Source organism: Terrabacter sp. AAH1, assembly GCF_054456855.1.
In genome coordinates this window covers 36725-56818 of sequence record NZ_JBTJJV010000001.1, presented here as the reverse complement: position 1 = coordinate 56818, position 20094 = coordinate 36725, and the positions used below count along the sequence as shown (strand labels likewise).

The window sequence follows — 20094 nt, the reverse complement described above, 5'->3', positions numbered from 1 at the left end:
ACGTTTCGCCCCCGTCGAGTGCTCGGTTCCCGACGCCCGCCGCGCGTCAGGGCACAGCCGCACGCTCTCGCGGCAGGGCGCCGTCGATCGCCTCGACGAGGCGCGAGCGCAGGGCCTGCCCCCGCACCGAGAAGGCTCGCTGCTCCGCCGCGTACTGCGCCTTGCCCTCGGGCGTCTCGATGCGCACCGGTTCGTAGCCGAGCTCGCGCAGGTCGTAGGGCGCCGCGCGCATGTCGAGCGAGCGGATGTCGCGAGCCAGCTCGAAGCAGTCCATGACGAGGTCGCTCGAGACGGCGGGGACGAGCTTGTGGGCCCACTTGTAGAGGTCCATGCCGGCGTGCAGGCATCCCGGCTGCTCGAGGTCCGCCTGGCTCTCGCGGGTCGGACGGAGCGCGTTGCGCGGCGCGGCGTCCGGGGTGAAGAAGCGGTACGCGTCGAAGTGCGAGCAGGCGACCTGGTGGCGCTCGACGACGGCGTCGGTGCCCTCGGTGCCGAGCCGGAGCGGCCACCCCGAGTGACGCACGTCCGTCGGGTCCGTCCGGTAGACCATGGCCCACTCGTGCAGCCCGAAGCAGCCGAAGCGTCCCGGCCTTGCGGCCGTCCGCAGCAGCAGCTCGCGGACGAAGCGCACGGTGTCGCCGCGAGCCGCCACGAACGCGTCGACGTCCACCTGCACCGTGTCGCCGTCCGCGACGTAGAACCGCCAGTCGCGGTGCGGCGCCTCCGCGCCCGCGGCGAGGGCGACGCCCGCGCCGGGGTGCCACCGTCGGAGCTGGGCCGGCTTGAACGAGTAGTACGTGAAGAGGAAGTCCTCGACGGGGTGCTTGCGCTGGTCACGACGGCGCTCCAGATGGCGCGCGGTCGCCGCCGCGACCCTCGCCTCGTGGGCCGCGGTGCGCTCTCGCCACTCCTGCTGACCCAGCACCTGCACCCCACGAGGGTAGGCGATGAGGCGCGACAACCCCGCGCGAGGTGACGAGCCATAGCAGGATGTGCCCATGGCTCCGGACGCCGAACGGCCCACCCACCTGCTGCACCGGCTGACCTCCTACTCGCACGAGCGGGAGTGGACCGAGGTGCCCGACGACGACCGCCTCGTGCAGGACCTCGTGCCGAACGACCTCTCGCGACGGCCGGCCTGGTACAAGGTCTACGACGAGGACCTTCAGCGCACGCTGCTCCCGCAGGAGCTGCCTGCCGCCACGGCGCCCGCCACCGCGGTGCTCGCCGGCAGCGCGGACGTGCGGACGAGCCGCCTCGATCTCGCCGGCCTGGCCCGCCTGCTGTTCCTGTCAGCCGGGGTGACCCGTCGAACGACGAGGCCCGACGGCGGAGTCGTCCTCTTCCGCGCGGCCGGATCCGCCGGTGCGCGCTTCCCGCTGGAGCTCTACGTGGCGGTGCCGCGAGGAGTCGACCGCGACGTCCTCGCCGACGACGTCGCCCCGGGGACGTACTGGTACGACCCCGAGGCCCACGCCCTCGTGACAGTCGGACCGCCGCCGACCGGGGACGCCCCCACGGTCGTCGTCACCGGCATCCCCTGGCGCACCGGGTGGCGCTACCGCGAGCGCGGCTTCCGGCACGTCTACTGGGATGCCGGCACGATGCTTGCCCAGCTGCTCGCGCTGGCCGACGGCGCCGGTGTGCCCGCCCACCTGTTCACCACCTTCGCCGACCGCGAGGTCGCCGCGCTCGTCGGTGCGGATGGCACCCGGGAGTTCCCGGTCGCGCTCGTCGCCCTGGGCCCCGGCACGCCGGGCATCCACCCCACCGGCGACGCGCTCGGAGGGCACCACGACGCCGACGGTCTCGAGTTCCCGCTCGTGACGGCGGCCCAGCGGGCGGGGGAGCGCGACGGGCTCGGTGCCGAGCTCGGGCGAGGGGCGCCGGTCGCCCTGACGAGCCGCGACCCGGGACCGCCCGTCGACGCCGTCGTCGCGAGCAAGGGCTCGATCCGGCGACTGCACGCCGACCGCACCCTCTCGCGCGACGTGCTCCACGACGCGATGAACGCGTCCCTGCGTGGCATCGAGGTCCCGCACTGGGTGGGGCTGAGCGGGGTCGAGGGCGTGCCGACCGGGGTGGCCCGGTGGCCGGACGTCGATGCCCCGGTGCGCCCGCTCGGGGAGCAGCAGCTACGCGACGAGCTCTTCGGCGCCGCCCTGGAGCAGGGCCTGGCCCACGACGCCGCGTTCGTCGCCATGAGCGGCACGCGTCTCGCCGACCTCGACGACCACGACTACCGCGACGTCCAGCTGCTCGCCGGGCTCGTGGAGGGTCGGCTGCACCTCATGGCGTACGCGTTGGGTGCGGCCGCGTCGGGGATGACCTTCCGCGACTCCGACCTCCAGGGCCTGCTCGGCGAGGACGTTGCCGGCCTGCTGTGGACGTGCGTCGGGGTGCCGGAGTACCGCACGCGACGCAGCGGCGCACCCGGCTCGCCCGCGGACGTCACGATCGTCTGGCCCCGCTGACCCGTCCGGCGCGACGCTCCGGCATACGCTCGGTCCGTGGTCGCCGACGACTGGTACCTCTCCGCCGCGGAGCGCGGCAACCCCTGGACGCGCCTCGACGCCCGCCATGCCGACGGACGCGCCTGGAGCGAGGGCAACTCGGTGACGCCGCTCGTGCACGGCACGACGTACTTCGCGGCGCTCACCGAACGGGTGTCGGCGATGCGCGCGGGCGACCTGCTCCTCTTCGTCGACTGGCGCGGCGACCCCGACGAGCGGCTGACCGGAGAGCCCGGCAGCGAGGTCGCCCGTCTCTTCGCCGACGCCGCCCGCCGTGGGGTGGACGTGCGCGGGCTCGTCTGGCGCTCCCACTGGGACCGGCTCGCCTTCTCGGCAGACGAGAACCGCCACCTGGGCGAGGACATCGACGCGGCCGGCGGCGAGTGCTACCTCGACATGCGGGTGCGCACCGGCGGCTCGCACCACCAGAAGTTCGTCGTGCTGCGCCACCCGGGCCGGCCCGGGCTCGACATCGCCTTCCTCGGCGGCATCGACCTGTGCCACAGCCGGCGCGACGACGCCGAGCACGCGGGCGACCCGCAGCCGCAGCCGATGGCGGCGGTCTACGGGGCCCGACCCCCCTGGCACGACGTGCAGCTGGCGCTGACGGGGCCGGTGGTCGGCGACGTCGAGACGGTCTTCCGCGAACGGTGGGAGGACCCGCAGGCCCTGACCCGCTCGCCGATCCGCAAGGCCCTCGACGCCGTGCGTGGTGACCGTCCGCGTCGCCGCGCCCTGCCCCCGCAGCTGCCCGACCCCGCCCCGACGGGCGACCACCCGGTGCAGCTGTTGCGCACCTACGGTCGGCGGCTCGGCGGCTACCCGTTCGCGCCCCTGGGGGAGAGGAGCGTCGCCCGGGGCTACACCAAGGCGTTCGCCAACGCCCGGCGCCTCATCTACATCGAGGACCAGTACCTGTGGTCCGCCGAGGTGTGCGCGCTCCTCGTCGCCACGATGCGGCGCGCCCCCGACCTGCGCCTGGTCGCCGTGCTTCCGCACCAGCCCGACCAGGACGGCGCGGTGAGCCGGGCGCCGAACCTCGTCAGCCGGGCCAGGCTGCTCGACGAGCTGCACGCCGCGGCTCCCGGTCGGGTCGGCGTCTACGGCATCGAGAACCGGGCCGGCACCCCGGTCTACGTCCACGCGAAGGTCTGCGTCGTGGACGACGAGTGGGTCACGGTGGGGTCCGACAACTTCAACCGGCGCTCGTGGACGCACGACTCCGAGCTGTCGGCCGCAGTCGTGCACCGGGGCTTCGCCCGCGGGCTGCGGCAGGCGCTCGCCCGTGAGCACCTCGACACCGACGGCGAGCTGTCCCTCGAGGACCACTTCGACGCGTACGCCGCGAGCGCCGACGCGCTGGCGTCCTGGCGCAAGGGCGCGGGGCACGCGACGGCGGACGACCGCCCGCCCGGTCGGCTGCGCCCGCTCGACGACCCCGAGCAGAGCCGGCTCACCCGGGTGTGGGCCGACCCGCTCTACCGGCTCGTCTACGACCCCGACGGACGACCGCTCGGCCTGCGGCTGCGGCGCACCTTCTGACCCGGCGCGCCGTGCGCCCACGGACGACGGGCCGGGCCCGGACCGCCCTGTGGCTAGGGTGGGTCCCGTGCGCATCGCGAGGTACACGACCGGGGACGACCCGGCATACGGCATCGTCCAGGGCGACCCCGGCAGCGAGGTGATCACCCCGCTCGCCGGTGACCCCCTCTATGTCGGGCTGCAGCCGAGCGGGCAGGGCCCGGTCATGCTCGCCGACGTGCGGCTGCTCGCCCCCGTCATCCCGCGCTCCAAGATCGTGGCCATCGGCAAGAACTACGCCGACCACGCCAAGGAGATGGGCGGCGAGGCCCCGGCCGAGCCGATGATGTTCTTCAAGCCGAACACCGCGGTCGTGGGTCCCTTCGACCCCGTGGTCCTGCCTGCGGGCAGCGACGAGGTCTCCTACGAGGGCGAGCTCGCCGTCGTCATCAAGACGATCACCAAGGGTGTCAAGGCCGAGAACGCCGCGGAGTGCATCTACGGCTACACCATCGCCAACGACGTCACGGCGCGCGACTGGCAGCGCACCGACGGCCAGTGGGCGCGTGCCAAGGGCTTCGACACGAGCTGCCCGCTCGGTCCGTGGGTCGAGACCGAGCTCGACGCGGCCGACCTCTCGATCCGCACGACGCTCGACGGCGAGGTGAAGCAGGACGGCACGACTGCCGACATGATCCACGGCATCGCCACGATCATCGAGTACGCCTCCGCGGCCTTCACGCTGCTGCCGGGTGACGTCATCCTGACCGGGACCCCGGCCGGTGTGGGCCTCGTCGAGGCCGGCCAGCAGGTGACGGTCGAGATCGGCGGCATCGGCTCGCTGACCAACACCTTCGTCAGGCGCTGACCGCGGGGCGCACCCGCACGGCTGCGCTCGCGACGGCCACTAGGCTGTTCGCACCATGAGCGACAACACAGCAGGTATGCCGTCCACTCCACTCCCCGGGACCGCCTCGGGTGACGCGCAGGTCGAGGTGCGCGGGGGAGGGCAGTCCCGCCGCAGCACGTCCGACGGCAGCGGCCCGGTGCGCACCCGCGTGGCGCCGAGCCCGACCGGCGACCCCCACGTCGGCACGGCGTACATGTCGCTCTTCAACCTCGCGTACACGCGCCAGCAGGGTGGCCAGTTCGTGCTGCGGGTCGAGGACACCGACCGGGCCCGCTTCCGCGAGGACTCCGAGGCGCAGCTCTACGACACCCTCGCCTGGCTCGGGCTGCACTGGGACGAGGGCCCCGACATCGGCGGCCCCTTCGCGCCGTACCGCCAGAGCGAGCGACTCGACACGTACCGCCCGTACGTCGACCGGCTCATCGCGGACGGGCACGCCTACCACTGCTGGTGCTCCAAGGAGCGCCTCGACCAGATGCGCGAGATCCAGCAGAAGACGAAGCAGCCCACCGGCTACGACCGCCTCTGCGTCGGCAAGACCCGCGAGGAACGTGCCGCGCTGCCCGGCTTCACCGAGACCCCCGTCGTGCGCATGCTCGTGCCCGACGACGTGCCACTCGTCTTCGACGACGTCATCCGCGGCAAGGTGTCGGCGCCGCGGCCCGACGACCAGGTCATCCTCAAGGCCGACGGGTTCCCCACGTACCACATGGCCGTCGTCGTCGACGACCACGAGATGGGCATCACCCACGTCGTGCGCGGCGAGGAGTGGATCAGCTCGACGCCGAAGCACATCCTGCTCTACCGCTGGCTCGGGCTCGAGCCGCCGAAGTTCGCGCACATGCCGCTGCTGCGCAACACCGACAAGTCCAAGATCTCCAAGCGCAAGAACCCGGCTGCCCGCCTGACATGGTTCCGCGAGCAGGGCTACCTCCCCGAGGCGCTCGTGAACTTCCTTGCCCTGCTTGCCTACCCGCCGCAGCAGGACGCCGAGGGCAAGGACGTCGAGGTCTTCACGTTCGAGGAGTTCAGCCGCACGTTCGACTGGGCGAAGGTCAACCCGATCGGCCCGATCTTCGACCTCAAGAAGCTCGAGTGGCTCAACGGCGTCTACATCCGCCAGCTCGAGACCGGCGAGTTCGCCAGCCGGCTGCTGCCCTACCTCGTCGGTGCCGGCATCCTCGGCGAGACGCAGTCGCTCGGCGAGCTCGCGCGACTCAAGGCCGTCGCCGAGCTGATCCAGACCCGCATGGCCCTCCTCACCGAGGCGCCGGCGCTGGTCGGCCCGTTCTTCGTGGGCGACGACCAGCTCGAGATCCACGACGACGCTCGCGCGCAGCTCAAGGACGACGCGGGCGACGTGCTCGACGCGGCCCTGCGCGTGCTCGGCGACATCGACGACCACGGTCCCGGCGTCCTCGGCACCGGCAGCGCCTGGAACGCCGCGACCATCGAGGAGGCGCTGCGCACCGCGATCGTCGACGGTCTCGGCATCAAGCCGCGCTTCGCCTTCGGCCCCCTGCGCACGGCCGTGTCGGGTCAGCGCATCTCGCCGCCGCTCTTCGAGTCCATGGAGATCCTCGGCAAGACGTCGACGCTCAGCCGTCTGCGGTCGCTGCGCGACTCGCTCTGAGGGTGCGGCCGGGACCCGACGTGGACGACAACGGCATCGCGGGCGTCTGGGCCCTGCACGGCATACGGCTGCGCACGGCCGACCTCGACCTCCGGGTCATGACCGAGGCCGACCTGCCCGTGCTGGCCCGGGTCATGCCGGCCGACCTCGAGCTCAACCCGCACGCGACGAGGTATGCCGGTCTCGACGAGCCCGCGAACCGCCGTGCCGTCCTCGCCCAGGGCTACTGGCGCGCGCTCGGCATGTGGTCGCCGGACGACTGGGCGCTGCCGTTCGTCGCCCGCTCGGGTGGGGAGGTGGTCGGGGCGCAGTGGCTCGAGGGTCCCGACTGGACGTCCGAGCGCACGGTGGACTCGGCCAGCTGGCTGGTCGCGCCCGTGCGCGGCAGGGGGCTCGGCAAGCAGATGCGGGCAGCGGTGCTGGCGCTCGCCTTCGGGCACCTGGGCGCCGTCGCGGCCATCAGCTCCGCCGTCGTCGGCAACGGCGGCTCGCTCGGTGTCTCGCGGGCGCTCGGCTACCGCGACACGCACCGGTCGGTGCTCGAGCACTCGGGGGAGACCCTGCAGCACGTTCGCCTGGAGGCCGCGGCGTGGACGGCCTCCGGCCTGTCCCACGACGTCGTCGTCGACGGCGTGACGCCCGCGCTCCCGCTGTTCGGACTGACGGAGGAGCCCTCGTGAGCCGGACCCGTCTCGGGGCCGTGCTCGAAGGCGTCGAGGCGGTCCTGCTCGACGTCGACGACACGATCGTCGACACCAGGGAGGCGATGGTCGTCGCGGGCACCGAGGCGGCGGCCGCGATCTGGCCGCACCGTCCCGACGACCACCGGGCGATGGCCCAGCGCTACTACGACGACCCCGAGCGGTGGTTCCCGCGCTACGCCTCCGGCGACGTGGCGTTCGACGACATGAGAGCCGGCCGTCTGGCCGAGGTGGCGACAGCGTTCGACCTCGACGTCCCGTCCGACGCTCACCGCTCGTTCGAGGACGCGTACGCCCCGGCCTTCCGCAGCGCCCAGCGCCTCTTCCCCGACGTGCCCGCGCTCCTCGACGCTGTCGACCGCGTCGGCCTGCCCGTGGCCCTGCTCACCAACTCCGCGCTGTCCCCGACCCGGGTCAAGCTCGAGGCCCTCGACCTCGTGGAGCGGTTCGACGTGGTCGTCACGACCGACACCCTGGGCTTCGGCAAGCCCGACCCCCGCGTCTACGTCGAGGCGTGCCGTCTCGTGGGTGTCGAGCCGGCTCGCGTCGTGTGCGTGGGCGACAGCCTCGAGTGGGACGTCCTGGGTGCCGAGGCGGCCGGGCTGCGCGCCGTCTGGCTCGACCGGGCCGGTCGCGGCACCACCAAGGAGGTGGCGTCCGTGCGTCGTCTGGACGAGCTCGCAGCAGCGATCGACCGCCGATTTGGGCCACCGCTCACGGACCGGTAGTATTCCCATTCGGTTCACCCCGTACCGACCGAAAGGCAGGCGCGGAGCGAAACCCCTTGGGGTATGGTGTAATTGGCAACACTACGGTTTCTGGTTCCGTCATTCTAGGTTCGAGTCCTGGTACCCCAGCTCTGGTTCTCCCCCGGGAGAGCCGATTCGGAGAAATCCAAACCACACGGTAAGGTTTCTTCTCGTGCCGAGTCCGCTCGGCACCGCTCACGGCCCCGTTGTGTAGCGGCCTAGCACGCCGCCCTCTCAAGGCGGTAGCGCGGGTTCGAATCCCGTCGGGGCTACGTGATGCTCGAGAGAGCAAGAGGAAGACCCCGGTCCACACGGACCGGGGTCTTCTGCGTTGCGGGGCCCGTCACCCGGGCGAGCGGGTCGGGCCGGTGCCGAAGCGCTCGGCGCTGACGGCCTCCTGCGCCACGCGACGCAGCGCCAGCAGCACGGGGTCGGTCAGCACGTTGCCGACGATCGCGTAGCGCAGTGCCTCGCCGGGCGGCACCTCGCCGAGCTCCGCGACGACGTCGGTCTCCGCCACCGCACGCATCGCCTCCAGCCACCGAGCGAGCGTCTCGGGCTCGACGCTCCAGCCCGCGGCCGCTGCCGCGGTCAGCGCCTCGGCGAGCTGCAGGCTGGCGGGGGAGTGTGCGCACTCGGGTAGGTCGAGGGCCGCCAGCCGCTCCAGTGCCTCCGGCGCCGGCCCGCCGCTCGCAGGGTGCGGGCGCAGCGCCTCGTGGGCTGCGCCCAGCAGCTGGTGCCGGCCTGCAGGCGGGGCGTCGATGGCGCGCACCACCTCGCGCACGCGTTCGATGGAGAGTCGGCCCACGTCGACGAGCGTGCGCACGAGGCGCACGCGCTCGAGGTGGGAGTCGTCGTAGGTCGCCCGGGTGGCGCCCTGCAGCTCCCCTGGGTGCAGCAGGCCTTCGCGCAGGTAGTACTTGAGGGTGGGGATGGTGACCCCGCTGCGTTCGGACAGCTCTGAGATGCGCACTGAACAACCTCCTTGACATTGGATAGTATGACTCTCCAAATTTAGATAGTCCCACTATCCGAAAGGCGAGTCATGACCGGCTTCGCGCACTCCACCCACACCCACGACGGCGACCTGGCCGTCTTCCTCATCGGCATGCGGGTCAACCAGCCCTGGCGTCCGGACCTGTGGCTGCCGGTCCTCGGCGCCATGCCCGGCATGATCGCCGAGCTCTACCGGGCCAAGGCCGCGGCGGCGCGCGGAGACGGGCCCGACCTCGGCTTCCTCGAGGCGCGCACCCTCATCGGCTCCGGCGGTCCCACGGTCGTGCAGTACTGGCGCGACGCACAGTCGATCTACGCCTACGCCAACGACCCCGAGCGACTGCACCGCCCCGCCTGGACCGCCTTCTACCGGCGCAGCCGCAAGGCCACGGGCGCGGTCGGCATCTGGCACGAGACGTATGCCGTCCCTGCCGGGGCGCACGAGAGCCTCTACGTCGCGATGCCGCCCACAGGCCTGGGCAAGGCCTTCGGCACGACCGACCAGCGGGCACGCCGCAGCCACGCCCGGCTGACGCGCCGCGCGGCTGCGAGCTGACCGCTCAGCCGAGCTCGCGCAGCCCCGGCAGCACGTCGGCCGAGAACTGCTCGAGGAAGCGGCCCTGGTCGTGGCCCGGCGCGTGGAAGACGACGTGGTCGAAACCCCAGTCGACGTACTGCCGCACGGCGTCGACGGCCTCCTGCGGGTCGCTCGTGACGATCCAGCGCTTGGCGATCTCCTCGTCCGAGAGCTCGTCGGCGAGACGCTCCATCTCGACCGGGTCGTCGACGCCGTGCTTCTGCTCGGCGCTGAGCGACAGCGGCGCCCAGAACCGCACGTTGTGCAGTGCCTGGTCGGCATCGCGGTCGTAGGAGAGCTTGATCTCGATCATCTTGTCGATGTCGTCGCGGGTGCGCCCCGACTTCGCGAGGCCCTCGTCGACGGCGGGGAGCAGCTTGTCCTCGTAGAGCTCGCGGCCCTTGCCGGAAGTGCAGATGAACCCGTCACCCGACCGGCCGGCATACCGGGCGACGAGCGGGCCGCCCGCGGCGACGTAGACGGGGATCGGCTGCTCGGGGCGGTCGTAGACGGTGGCGGCGTGCGTGCGGTAGTACTCGCCCTCGAACTCGACGCGCTCCTCGGTCCAGAGCCGGCGCATGAGGGTCACGGCCTCGCGCAGCCGGGCGAAGCGCTCCTTGAACTCGGGCCACGGCGAGCCGGCAGCGCCGACCGCCACCTCGTTGAGCGCCTCGCCGGTGCCGATGCCGAGCACGATGCGGCCGGGGTTGAGCGCGCCCAGCGTGCCGAACGCCTGGGCGACGACGGCCGGGTTGTAGCGGAACGTCGGGGTCATCACCGACGTGCCGAGCTGGATGCGCTCGGTGCGCTCACCCGCGGCAGCCAGCCACGACATCGCGAACGGCGCGTGACCGTCCTGGTGACGCCACGGCTGGAAGTGGTCGGAGATGAAGACCGAGTCGAGGCCGACCTCCTCGGCCCGTGCGGCATACGTGACGAGGTCACGGGGACCGAACTGCTCCGCTGACGCCTTCCAACCGACCTTGAGCACGCTGACTCCTCTGGGGCCCTGGGGGAGTGGACCTCGCCAGCCTACGGCGGCCTGCTGAGGCACCGGCGACCAGCGCCGTCACCAGTGGACGACGACCTTGTCGCCGATGCGCACCTCGTTGTACAGCTGGACCAGCCGCGGCTTGTTGCGCACGTTGACGCAGCCGTGCGAGGCACCGGAGTAGCCGAGGCGTGCGAAGTTCGACGAGTAGTGCACCGCCTGGCCCCCGGAGAAGAACATCGAGTAGGGCATCGGCGTGTGGTAGAGGTTCGAGATGACGTCGACCTTCTTCTTGTAGACGGAGAAGACGCCTTCGCGGGTGGGCAGCTCGTCGCTGCCGAAACGCACGTCGAACCCGTACTGCGGCACCCCGTCGACGACCCACGTCAGGCGTCGCGTCGACTTGCTGACGCACATGACGCGGCCGGTCATGCAGCGCTCGTCGACGTCCCAGGAGATGCTGCCGGGCTTGGGCTCCGCCGGCGTGGGCTTCACGTTCGCCAGCTCGTCGGCCGTCGGGCGTCGGCTCATCGAGACGAGCTTGTCCCAGGTGCGCTCGTCGAGCTCGCCCGTCGCGTCGAACCCACGCTTGGCCTGGAAGCCGCGGACGGCCTCCGTCGTCTTCGAGCCGTAGCGGTCGTTGACGTCGCCCGCGAACCAGCCGATCTGGCGCAGTCGCGCCTGGAGCGAGCGCACCTTCGGACCGGTATCGCCGACACGCAGCATCACGACCGGGGCGGGCTCCGGCTTCGGTGTGGGCTTCGGTGTGGGCTTCGGCGTCGGCTTGGACGCCGGTGTGGGGGCCCCGGTGGTGGGGACGGCCGACGGGGTGGGGCTCGGCGACTGCGACGGTGTCTCCGATGGGGTCTCTGAGGGGGTCTCGGACGGTGTCTGGGACGGGGTCTCGGTCGTCGGGCTGACGGTCTGGCCGACGTGGGTCGCAGCCGCGTCGGGCGTCGCGCCCGGCGTGCACGCTGCCGACCCGGCGAGGAGCGCGAGGGCGCCCGTCAGCGCGAGGACGTGGCGCAGTCCGCCTGTGGAACGGACTGGTGAGCTGGCTGCCTGCATCGTGACCCCTTGTTCAGCATGGTTCGTCATGCGACGTGCCGTGCGTCGTTGCACTGCACAGAGGGTGACGCGAGCACCCCCCGAAAGGTTGTCCGACAGGAGGCTGTGATACGGATCGTGACCGATCTGTTGCGCAATGCCCGCCTCCACCGGCTGCCGATGCGCGGCGCGGCGTGGTGGAACGGTGCAGGCGCGGACCCGGGCCGCACCCGGACCAGGGGGTCAGGCGTTCTGCTGCTGCTGTTGCTGCTGCTGCATCGCGTGGTGGCGGCGCAGCACCTCGGTGAGCTTGTTGGCGCCGGCGACCACCGTCGCGGCGTGCAGGCGACCGGGCTGGCGCGACAGGCGCTCGATGGGCCCCGAGATCGACACGGCCGCGACCACGCGACCCGAGGGGCCGCGTACGGGGGCCGACACCGAGGCGACGCCGGCCTCACGCTCGGCGACGCTCTGGGCCCACCCGCGGCGGCGGACGCCCGAGAGCGCGGTGGCCGTGAAGGCCGCGCCCTGCAGCCCGCGGTGGAGCCGGTCGGGCTCCTCCCACGCGAGCAGCACCTGCGCGGCGGAGCCGGCGAGCATCGAGAGGGTCGCGCCGACGGGAATCGAGTCGCGCAGGCCCACGGGTCGCTCGGCGGCCGCGACGCAGATGCGCTGGTCGCCCTGGCGGCGGAAGAGCTGCGCGCTCTCGTTGGTGTGGTCGCGCAGCGCGCCGAGCACGGGCCCGGCCGCGGCGAGCAGGCGGTCCTCGCCGGCCGCCGAGGCGAGCTCGCCCAGTCGCGGGCCGAGCACGAAGCGCCCCTGCATGTCGCGCGAGACGAGACGGTGGTGCTCGAGCGCCACGGCCAGACGGTGGGCCGTGGGACGCGCGAGTCCGGTGGCTCCGACGAGCTGGGCGAGGGTGGCAGGGCCCGCCTCGAGGGCGCCGAGCACCGTGGCGGCCTTGTCGAGAACACCGACCCCTGAAGAGTTGTCCATGCACTGATATTGACGTCTCAGGCACTGAGACGTCAATCCGTTGGACCCAGAAAAGGATCAGTCTTGCCGAAGAGCGATGTCGCGACCAGGTCCTCGATGGCGCACGCGCTCGGCACCAGCAAGTCGTCGTCGCGGAGGGAAGTCAGAGGCAGTCATGGCAGGCACACTGGCCGAGAAGGTCTGGGACGCACACGTCGTCCGTCGCGCCGAGGGGGAGCCCGACCTCCTCTACATCGACCTCCACCTCCTCCACGAGGTCACCAGCCCGCAGGCCTTCGACGGCCTCCGGCTGGCCGGTCGCCCGGTGCGCCGGCCCGACCTGACGCTCGCCACCGAGGACCACAACGTCCCGACGACGCCGGGCCCGATCACCGACCCCGTCTCGAAGGTCCAGGTCGAGACCCTCCGCCGCAACTGCGACGAGTTCGGCGTGCGCCTCTACCCGATGGGCGACGCCGACCAGGGCATCGTGCACGTCGTCGGCCCCCAGCTCGGGCTGACCCAGCCGGGGATGACCGTCGTCTGCGGCGACAGCCACACCTCCACCCACGGCGCGTTCGGGGCGCTCGCCTTCGGCATCGGCACCTCCGAGGTCGAGCACGTGCTCGCCACGCAGACGCTGCCGCTCAAGCCGTTCAAGACCCTCGCCGTCAACGTGCGGGGCGCCCTGCCCGAGGGCGTCACCGCCAAGGACGTCGTGCTCGCCGTCATCGCGAAGATCGGCACGGGCGGCGGCCAGGGCTACGTCATCGAGTACCGCGGCGAGGCCATCGAGGCCCTGTCGATGGAGGCCCGGATGACGGTGTGCAACATGTCGATCGAGGCCGGCGCGCGTGCCGGCATGATCGCCCCCGACCAGACGACCTTCGACTACCTGAAGGGCCGTCCGCACGCTCCGACGGGCGCCGACTGGGACGCCGCGGTCGCCGACTGGACGGCGCTGCGCAGCGACGACGACGCCGTCTTCGACGCCGAGGTCGAGCTCGACGCGGCGCGGCTCACGCCGTTCGTCACGTGGGGCACCAACCCGGGTCAGGGCCTGCCCCTGTCCGAGTCGGTTCCCGACCCCGAGTCGTTCGCCGACGAGAGCGACCGCGTCGCCGCGGCCAACGCGCTCACCTACATGGGTCTCGAGCCCGGCACCCCGCTGCGCGACATCAAGGTCGACACGGTCTTCGTCGGCTCGTGCACCAACGGTCGCATCGAGGACCTCCGCGCCGCCGCGGCCGTCGTCCAGGGCCACCGGGTCGCCGACGGCGTCCGCATGCTCGTCGTGCCCGGCTCCGCCAAGGTGCGCCTGCAGGCCGAGTCCGAGGGCCTCGACAAGGTCTTCACCGACGCCGGCGCCGAGTGGCGCCTCCCCGGGTGCTCGATGTGCCTCGGCATGAACCCCGACACCCTGGCCCCGGGCGAGCGCAGCGCGTCCACCTCCAACCGCAACTTCGAGGGCCGGCAGGGCAAGGGCGGCCGCACCCACCTCGTGAGCCCCCTGGTCGCGGCGGCCACCGCCGTGCTCGGCACGCTCTCGAGCCCCGCCGACCTGCAGACCGCGGGGGGCCACGCCCCGCTGGCATCCGCGACGACCGGAGAGGCCTGAGCCATGGAGAAGTTCGAGACCCACACGGGCATCGGCGTGCCGCTGCGCCGCAGCAACGTCGACACCGACCAGATCATCCCGGCCGAGTACCTCAAGCGCGTCACGCGCACCGGCTTCGAGGACGGCCTGTTCGCCGCCTGGCGCAAGGACGAGTCCTTCGTCCTCAACAACCCGGTGTACGCCGGTGGCTCGGTCCTCGTGGCCGGCCCCGACTTCGGCACGGGTTCGAGCCGCGAGCACGCCGTCTGGGCGCTGATGAACTACGGCTTCCGGGTCGTCATCAGCTCGCGCTTCGCCGACATCTTCCGCGGCAACAGCGGCAAGCAGGGTCTGCTCACGGCGATCGTCGCGCAGGACGATGTCGAGCTCATCTGGAAGCATCTCGAGAACAACCCCGGCGCCGAGATCACCGTCGACCTCGTCGGGCGCACCGTGAGCGCCGGTGAGATCGTCGCACCCTTCGAGATCGACGACTACACCCGCTGGCGGCTCCTCGAGGGGCTCGACGACATCGGGCTGACCCTCCGACACGAGGATCTCGTCACCGATTTCGAGTCACGACGGCCCGGCCACAAGCCGGTGACCACCCCGGTCTGAGTCGCCCCCTGCGGGGCTGCCGCCGAGGGCAGTAGAGGATGCGGATTCCGTTGCAACACAGCGGGATCCGCTTTCTCATGTCCTCAGGGGGTCGAGGGGCGAAAGTGCGTCGGCGGCCCCGCCGAGAGCCGAAGAAGGCGTCAAACTCCTTGCGACACAACGAAAAACCCACCATTTGGTGATGGACGCGGCCTGCCGAGTCGTCCTAACGTCAGGAGGTAGCCGGACCGGTTCCGGACGCACATCGTCGGGTCGCCTGACACCGACAGTCCTCTGGAGGGGAAGACGTGAACAAGGCAGAACTGATCGACGCGCTCGAGACGAAGCTCGGCAGCAAGAAGGTCGCCTCCGATGCGCTGGAGGCCTTCCTCGACGTCGTCATCCGCGAGGTGGCCAAGGGCGGCAAGGTCGGCATCACCGGCTTCGGCACCTTCGAGCGGGCCGACCGCGCCGCGCGCACCGGCCGCAACCCCAAGACGGGGGCGACGGTGAAGATCAAGAAGACCCGCGTTCCCAAGTTCCGGTCGGGCACGAACTTCAAGGAGGTCGTGTCCGGCGCCAAGAAGCTCTCCAAGACCGAGTCGGCCGCCACGCGCGCCTCGGCCGGGTCCTCCGCTGCGGCCGCGACCGGCCGGACGGCCGCCAAGAAGACGACCACGAAGAAGGCTGCCACCAAGGCCGCCCCCGCCAAGGCGGCCGCCAAGAAGACCACGACGAAGGCCGCTGCCACCAAGGCCGCCCCGGCGAAGCGCGCCACCGCGACCAAGGCCGCCACCGCATCCAGGGCCACCACGGCGAAGACGACGACGGCTCGCAAGACGACCACCAAGGCCGCGCCGGCCAAGGCGGCCGCCAAGAAGACCACGACGAAGGCCGCTGCCACCAAGGCCGCCCCGGCGAAGCGCGCCACCGCCACGAAGGCCACCACCAAGGCCGCGGCCAAGAAGACCGCGACCAAGGCCGCTCCCGCCAGGACCGCCGCGAAGAAGACGACGACCAAGGCCGCGACCGCCCGCAAGACCACGGCGCGCAAGACCGCCTCACGCTGACCGCCGTGGCCGCCGACACGCCCTGACGGCCACGCGCCAGCACGAGGCAGCGCGAGAGGGCCCGACCGGACACCGGTCGGGCCCTCTCGCGTTCGCGCCCGGGTGACCTTGGGCGCACCCTGCCCGAGTCCGCGGGCGAGGCCCGCTTCAGGGCGTGTACTGGAGGTGAAGGACGCTCGAAGGGCCATGGGGGCGACACGAAGGCTCGGGACGGTTGGGGCGCTGTTGCTCCTCTGTGCTTGCGGGCAGACGCCGCCGCCCGCGGCCCCTGCAGACCGGCACCGGCGCTGGGTCCGGGACGACCGGCTCGCCGGTGCGCACCATGGTCCTCGTGCTCGCACCGCCGGCCGCGGCCCTGCGGCCCGACGTGCTCGAGCGGCACTCCGCCTTCGTCACCGTGGGGCACGACGAGTACTGGACGAAGGCGCAGCGGGGCAACGTCGAGCCCGCCCGCGACGGCGGTGTGAACCTCGCCTTTCAGCGGCAACGAGATCTTCTGGCGGCACCGCCGGGAGGAGAGCGTCGATGAGAGCGGGACCCCGGACGCACCATGACCTGCTATGAGGAGACACCCGACGCCAGACAGTTCTCCGACGTGGATGCGGTTCCGTCCCAGCCGCGACGGCAAGGTGGTCGGGGTGAAGCTCTACAAGGGGTCGCTCAACACCGGGGGCCCTGAGGTCAGCGTGTGGAACGCCAACGGCGAGCGGATCGGTGCGGGGGTCGCCGTCAACGAGTCGGCGTCGGGCTGGCAGAGCGTCACCCTGGCCGAGCCCGTGCCCGTCAGTGCTGGCACGGCATACGTCGTCTCCTACCACGCACCGCGGGGCAGGTACTCCGTCACGACCTCGTTCTTCACGTCGTCGTTCACCCGTGGTCCGGTCACGGCCCCGGCCAGCACGACGAGCGCCCGGAACGGCCTCTACCTCTACGGCAGCCAGCCGGGCATGCCGACCCAGAGCAGCAACGCTTCCAACTACTACGTGGACGTCATGTTCGAGTGACGCCGCCTCAGCGGATGGGCTGCCCGGCTCCGACGCCGACGATGCGCAGCGAGACGACGACGTCGTCGACGACGTCGACGGTGAGCCGCTGGCCGGTGCGCAGCAGCCGCAGCCCGCTCGACTCGAAGGCGGGCGCCTCGAACGACAGCTCCACGCCGTCGTCACGCAGGACGCTGCCGGTGTGCGTGTCGGGGTCGAAGCGGTGGACGGTGGCCTGCATGCTCCTGATCCAACCAGACGCCCGGTCCTCGAGGACCGACCGTGTCGCCCGCCCCAGCCCCAGGCGGCGCGCGCGGGCCAGGCTGCGTGCGTCGTCGACGTCGGTGCGCAGGCGGGGGAGCGCCAGGTCGAGGCGCACGGCACCGTCGGCGGCATGACGGGACGCGCTGTCGGGCCCGAACCGCGGCGTGAAGCCACGACCGCAGCGCAGCACCGTGCCGGTGCCGTCGCCGTCGGGCACGAAGGACTCGCCCACCGTGGACGCCCGCTCGAGCGCCGTCCGCAGCGACCGCGCGTCGAGGGCCGGGAGGTCGCCGAGGAGGGCCGCCACCCGCGCGCCCGACTCGGCGTGCCGCATACCTGCGGAGACCGCGTCGTTGAGGCCGCTGCCGGGGTCGCCGACGACGGTGACGCCCCGCGCGGCCCACGCGAGGGACAGGGCCTCATCGCCGGTCACGAGCACCACGCAGCGGGGACCGACCGCCTCGACGACGGCGGTGAGGGTGTCGTGGGCGATGGCGCCGCTGAGCGCTGCCCGGTCGGAACCCACGGCGCGGGCCAGGCGGGACTTCCCGTGGCGGGTGTCCTTGACGGGCACGACGACGACCCAGTCGCCTGAGGCCACCGGCCGTCGCCGGGACGGTCCGGACTCGGGGAGCGCGTTCGGGGAGGTCGTCATGCTGGCGATATCGTCCCACTCGCCGTCGCGCTGCTCGACACCGCGCCGCGAGGTGGACAAGATGAAGCCCTGCCACGTCGACCGGCGTGCGCACGACGAGGAGGACGTGACATCGTGACTGCCGGCCCACGCAAGCGGCGGCTGCCCTGGGCCTACCGGCTCGCGGCGCTCCTGCTCCGGCCACTCCTCATGGGCCTCACGAAGCGCGACTGGAAGGGGCTCGAGAACCTCCCCGCCGAGGGAGGGTTCGTCGTCTCGCCCAACCACATCTCGTACGCCGACCCGCTCGTCTTCGCCCACTTCATGTTCGACAGCGGGCGCGAGGCGTACTTCCTCGGCAAGGACAGCCTCTTCACCATCCCCGTCGTGGGGTGGCTGCTGAAGAAGAGCGGCCAGATTCCCGTCTACCGCAACTCCGCCGCCGCCGCGGGCGCCTACCGGGCCGCCGTCGAGGGCGTGCGGGCGGGCAAGCCGCTCGGCATCTTCCCCGAGGGCACCATCACCCGCGACCCCGACCTGTGGCCGATGCGGGGCAAGACCGGCGCTGCCCGGGTCGCCCTCGAGACGCGCTGCCCGCTGATCCCCGTGGCGCAGTGGGGCGCCCAGGAGATCCTCTCGCCCTACGGCCACCGCCCGTCGCTCTTCCCCCGGAAGACCATGCACATGTATGCCGGACCCCCCGTCGACCTGTCGGACCTCTACGACCGGCCCATCGACACCAAGGTGCTGCGCGAGGCGACCGACCGGCTCATGGACCGCATCACCGAGCTGCTCGAGGAGATCCGTGGCGAGAAGCGGCCGACGGAGCGTTTCGACCCGCGCCAGCACGGGGTGCCCGAGATCGGCGACCCCATGAAGCACCACGAGATCGGGCGGCACAAGAAGCACGGGCGCCACCACGGCGACGGGGTGGCGCAGTGACGCGCGTCGCCGTCATGGGCAGCGGCAACTGGGGCACCGCCTTCGGGGCGATCCTCGCGGATGCCGGCTGCGACGTGACGATGTGGGCCCGGCGCACCGAGGTGGCCGACGCCATCAACCGCGGGCGCAACGAGGCCTACCTGCCCGAGCTCGCGTTGCCGAAGACCGTGCGAGCCACCACCGACCCGGGCGAGGCGCTCGAGCGGGGCGACGTCGTCGTGCTGGCCGTCCCCTCGCAGACCCTGCGCGCGAACCTGTCGGACTGGGGCGCGTCCATCCCGTCCGGCGCGCCCGTGGTCTCGCTCATGAAGGGCGTCGAGCTCGGCACGACGCTGCGCATGAGCGAGGTCATCGCGGAGGCGGCCGACGTCGAGGCGCGCCGGGTCGTGGTCGTGTCGGGCCCCAACCTCGCACCCGAGATCGCCCGCCGCCAGCCCGCCGCCGGCGTCGTGGCCTGCACCGACATGGAGACCGCAGAGCGGGTGGCGAGCGCCTGCGCCACGCCGTACTTCCGGCCCTACACCGACACCGACGTCATCGGCGCCGAGGTGTGCGGCGCCACGAAGAACGTCGTCGCCCTCGCGTCGGGCATGGCCGAGGGGATGGGCTTCGGCGACAACACCAAGGCGACGATCATCACGCGAGGCCTGGCCGAGACGACCCGCCTGGGTCTCGCGCTCGGCGCCCACCCGCAGACCTTCATGGGACTCGCCGGCGTCGGCGACCTCATCGCCACGTGCATGTCACCGCTGTCACGCAACCACTCCTTCGGCGTGCGGCTCGGGCGCGGCATGACCGTCGACGAGGCCACCGCCGAGCTGCGCACGACGACCGAGGGCGTCAAGTCCTGCCAGTCGATCCTCACGCTCGCCGAGCAGCACGACGTCGTCATGCCCATCTGCGAGCAGGTGGTCGCGGTGATCCGTGACGGCCACTCGGCGAGCGAGGTCGGGCCGCGCCTCATGTCCCGCGACCTCAAGGCCGAGAAGCACTGACGATCCTGTGTCGGCCTCCACCGTCGTCGGCTCGGCGACCCTCAGCTCGGCTGCCAGAGCTCGATGCGGTTGCCCTCGGGGTCGGTGACCCAGCCGAAGCGGCCCACCCCGTCCATGTCCTGGGTCTCTTCCTCGACGGCGGCGCCCCGCGCCCGCAGCTGGGCGAGCATCGCGTCGAGGTCGCGCACCCGGAAGTTGAGCATGGTCTGCTGCCCGCGCGAGCCGAAGTAGTCGGTGTCGGACTCGAAGGCGGCGAAGACGGTCGGGCCGGCCTGCTGCTGCCAGAGCCCGTGCTGGTCCAGGTCGAGCCCGATGCAGTCGCGGTACCACTCGCCCAGGGCCGCCGGGTCCTTCGCCCGCACGAACCAGCCGCCGATGCCCAGCACACGTTCCATGCCC

The 20094-nt window shown here is 72.1% G+C and carries 21 protein-coding genes and 2 tRNA genes; 16 read left to right on the top strand and 7 right to left on the bottom strand.

What is annotated here, in order from left to right:
- Positions 1-46: 46 nt before the first annotated feature.
- Complete coding sequence (locus ACXR8F_RS00280) at positions 47-931, bottom strand: 3-methyladenine DNA glycosylase (RefSeq protein ID WP_458798305.1); 885 nt, start codon at positions 929-931, stop codon at positions 47-49.
- Positions 932-998: 67 nt separating this feature from the next.
- On the opposite strand from ACXR8F_RS00280, the gene ACXR8F_RS00275 reads away from it, so the two are divergent.
- The 8 genes from ACXR8F_RS00275 (at position 999) to ACXR8F_RS00240 (ending at position 8299) form a co-directional block, all read left to right on the top strand.
- Positions 999-2474, top strand: a complete 1476-nt coding sequence (locus ACXR8F_RS00275) for a SagB/ThcOx family dehydrogenase (protein ID WP_458798304.1) — start codon at positions 999-1001, stop codon at positions 2472-2474.
- A 36-nt stretch (positions 2475-2510) separates the two neighbouring features.
- Positions 2511-4055, top strand: a complete 1545-nt coding sequence (locus ACXR8F_RS00270) for a phospholipase D family protein (RefSeq protein WP_458798303.1) — start codon at positions 2511-2513, stop codon at positions 4053-4055.
- A 67-nt stretch (positions 4056-4122) separates the two neighbouring features.
- A complete protein-coding gene (locus ACXR8F_RS00265; RefSeq protein ID WP_045191760.1) occupies positions 4123-4902 on the top strand; it encodes a fumarylacetoacetate hydrolase family protein in 780 nt (259 codons plus the stop codon).
- Positions 4903-5137: 235 nt separating this feature from the next.
- The gene (gene gltX / locus ACXR8F_RS00260; protein WP_458798817.1) at positions 5138-6577 is read left to right on the top strand and encodes a glutamate--tRNA ligase; all 1440 of its coding nucleotides are present in this window, start codon (positions 5138-5140) and stop codon (positions 6575-6577) included.
- A gap of 20 nt (positions 6578-6597) precedes the next feature.
- The gene (locus ACXR8F_RS00255; protein WP_052677362.1) at positions 6598-7257 is read left to right on the top strand and encodes a GNAT family N-acetyltransferase; all 660 of its coding nucleotides are present in this window, start codon (positions 6598-6600) and stop codon (positions 7255-7257) included.
- Positions 7254-8006, top strand: a complete 753-nt coding sequence (locus ACXR8F_RS00250; protein ID WP_458798302.1) for an HAD family hydrolase — start codon at positions 7254-7256, stop codon at positions 8004-8006. Before ACXR8F_RS00255 ends, ACXR8F_RS00250 begins: the two co-directional genes overlap by 4 nt.
- A gap of 57 nt (positions 8007-8063) precedes the next feature.
- Positions 8064-8135: transfer RNA gene (locus tag ACXR8F_RS00245), tRNA-Gln, on the top strand.
- 91 nt (positions 8136-8226) lie between these two features.
- Positions 8227-8299: transfer RNA gene (locus ACXR8F_RS00240), tRNA-Glu, on the top strand.
- Between the two features lie 71 nt (positions 8300-8370).
- Here the strand turns inward: ACXR8F_RS00240 and ACXR8F_RS00235 are convergent.
- Entirely contained in the window at positions 8371-9000 is a 630-nt protein-coding gene (locus ACXR8F_RS00235; RefSeq protein ID WP_458798301.1) for a MerR family transcriptional regulator, read from the bottom strand.
- Positions 9001-9072: 72 nt separating this feature from the next.
- On the opposite strand from ACXR8F_RS00235, the gene ACXR8F_RS00230 reads away from it, so the two are divergent.
- Complete coding sequence (locus tag ACXR8F_RS00230) at positions 9073-9579, top strand: DUF4188 domain-containing protein (RefSeq protein WP_458798300.1); 507 nt, start codon at positions 9073-9075, stop codon at positions 9577-9579.
- Between the two features lie 4 nt (positions 9580-9583).
- Here ACXR8F_RS00230 and fgd read toward each other — a convergent pair whose 3' ends face one another.
- The 3 genes from fgd to ACXR8F_RS00215 all read right to left on the bottom strand — a co-directional run bounded on the left by fgd (position 9584) and on the right by ACXR8F_RS00215 (position 12634).
- Positions 9584-10591, bottom strand: coding sequence for a glucose-6-phosphate dehydrogenase (coenzyme-F420) (gene fgd, locus ACXR8F_RS00225; protein ID WP_045191627.1), 1008 nt, complete (start codon positions 10589-10591; stop codon positions 9584-9586).
- A gap of 78 nt (positions 10592-10669) precedes the next feature.
- The gene (locus tag ACXR8F_RS00220; RefSeq protein ID WP_458798299.1) at positions 10670-11659 is read right to left on the bottom strand and encodes a L,D-transpeptidase family protein; all 990 of its coding nucleotides are present in this window, start codon (positions 11657-11659) and stop codon (positions 10670-10672) included.
- 222 nt (positions 11660-11881) lie between these two features.
- Positions 11882-12634 carry an IclR family transcriptional regulator gene (locus tag ACXR8F_RS00215; RefSeq protein WP_045191628.1) on the bottom strand — a complete coding sequence of 251 codons (753 nt, stop codon included), beginning with the start codon at positions 12632-12634 and terminating at the stop codon, positions 11882-11884.
- A 154-nt stretch (positions 12635-12788) separates the two neighbouring features.
- Here ACXR8F_RS00215 and leuC point away from each other — a divergent pair, with 154 nt between their 5' ends.
- The 5 genes from leuC to ACXR8F_RS00190 all read left to right on the top strand — a co-directional run bounded on the left by leuC (position 12789) and on the right by ACXR8F_RS00190 (position 16881).
- Complete coding sequence (gene leuC, locus ACXR8F_RS00210; RefSeq protein ID WP_458798298.1) at positions 12789-14231, top strand: 3-isopropylmalate dehydratase large subunit; 1443 nt, start codon at positions 12789-12791, stop codon at positions 14229-14231.
- 3 nt (positions 14232-14234) lie between these two features.
- Positions 14235-14828: a 3-isopropylmalate dehydratase small subunit gene (gene leuD / locus ACXR8F_RS00205; protein ID WP_045191630.1), complete on the top strand. Its 594-nt coding sequence runs from the start codon at positions 14235-14237 to the stop codon at positions 14826-14828.
- A 287-nt stretch (positions 14829-15115) separates the two neighbouring features.
- Positions 15116-15877, top strand: a complete 762-nt coding sequence (locus ACXR8F_RS00200; RefSeq protein WP_458798297.1) for an HU family DNA-binding protein — start codon at positions 15116-15118, stop codon at positions 15875-15877.
- Between the two features lie 331 nt (positions 15878-16208).
- Positions 16209-16406, top strand: coding sequence for a N,N-dimethylformamidase beta subunit family domain-containing protein (locus ACXR8F_RS00195; protein ID WP_458798296.1), 198 nt, complete (start codon positions 16209-16211; stop codon positions 16404-16406).
- Between the two features lie 31 nt (positions 16407-16437).
- On the top strand, positions 16438-16881 hold the full coding sequence (locus tag ACXR8F_RS00190; protein ID WP_458798295.1) for a DUF4082 domain-containing protein: 444 nt from the start codon (positions 16438-16440) through the stop codon (positions 16879-16881).
- Between the two features lie 7 nt (positions 16882-16888).
- On the opposite strand, the gene cofC is transcribed toward ACXR8F_RS00190, so the two are convergent.
- Positions 16889-17779, bottom strand: coding sequence for a 2-phospho-L-lactate guanylyltransferase (cofC, locus tag ACXR8F_RS00185; RefSeq protein WP_458798294.1), 891 nt, complete (start codon positions 17777-17779; stop codon positions 16889-16891).
- A gap of 114 nt (positions 17780-17893) precedes the next feature.
- Between cofC and ACXR8F_RS00180 the strand changes: the two genes are divergently transcribed.
- Positions 17894-18700 (top strand): lysophospholipid acyltransferase family protein, encoded by an 807-nt coding sequence (locus tag ACXR8F_RS00180; protein WP_458798293.1) that lies wholly within the window; start codon positions 17894-17896, stop codon positions 18698-18700.
- Positions 18697-19695: an NAD(P)H-dependent glycerol-3-phosphate dehydrogenase gene (locus tag ACXR8F_RS00175; RefSeq protein ID WP_045191634.1), complete on the top strand. Its 999-nt coding sequence runs from the start codon at positions 18697-18699 to the stop codon at positions 19693-19695. Before ACXR8F_RS00180 ends, ACXR8F_RS00175 begins: the two co-directional genes overlap by 4 nt.
- Before the next feature lie 41 nt (positions 19696-19736).
- On the opposite strand, the gene ACXR8F_RS00170 is transcribed toward ACXR8F_RS00175, so the two are convergent.
- Entirely contained in the window at positions 19737-20090 is a 354-nt protein-coding gene (locus tag ACXR8F_RS00170; protein ID WP_458798292.1) for a VOC family protein, read from the bottom strand.
- Between the last annotated feature and the right edge of the window lie 4 nt (positions 20091-20094).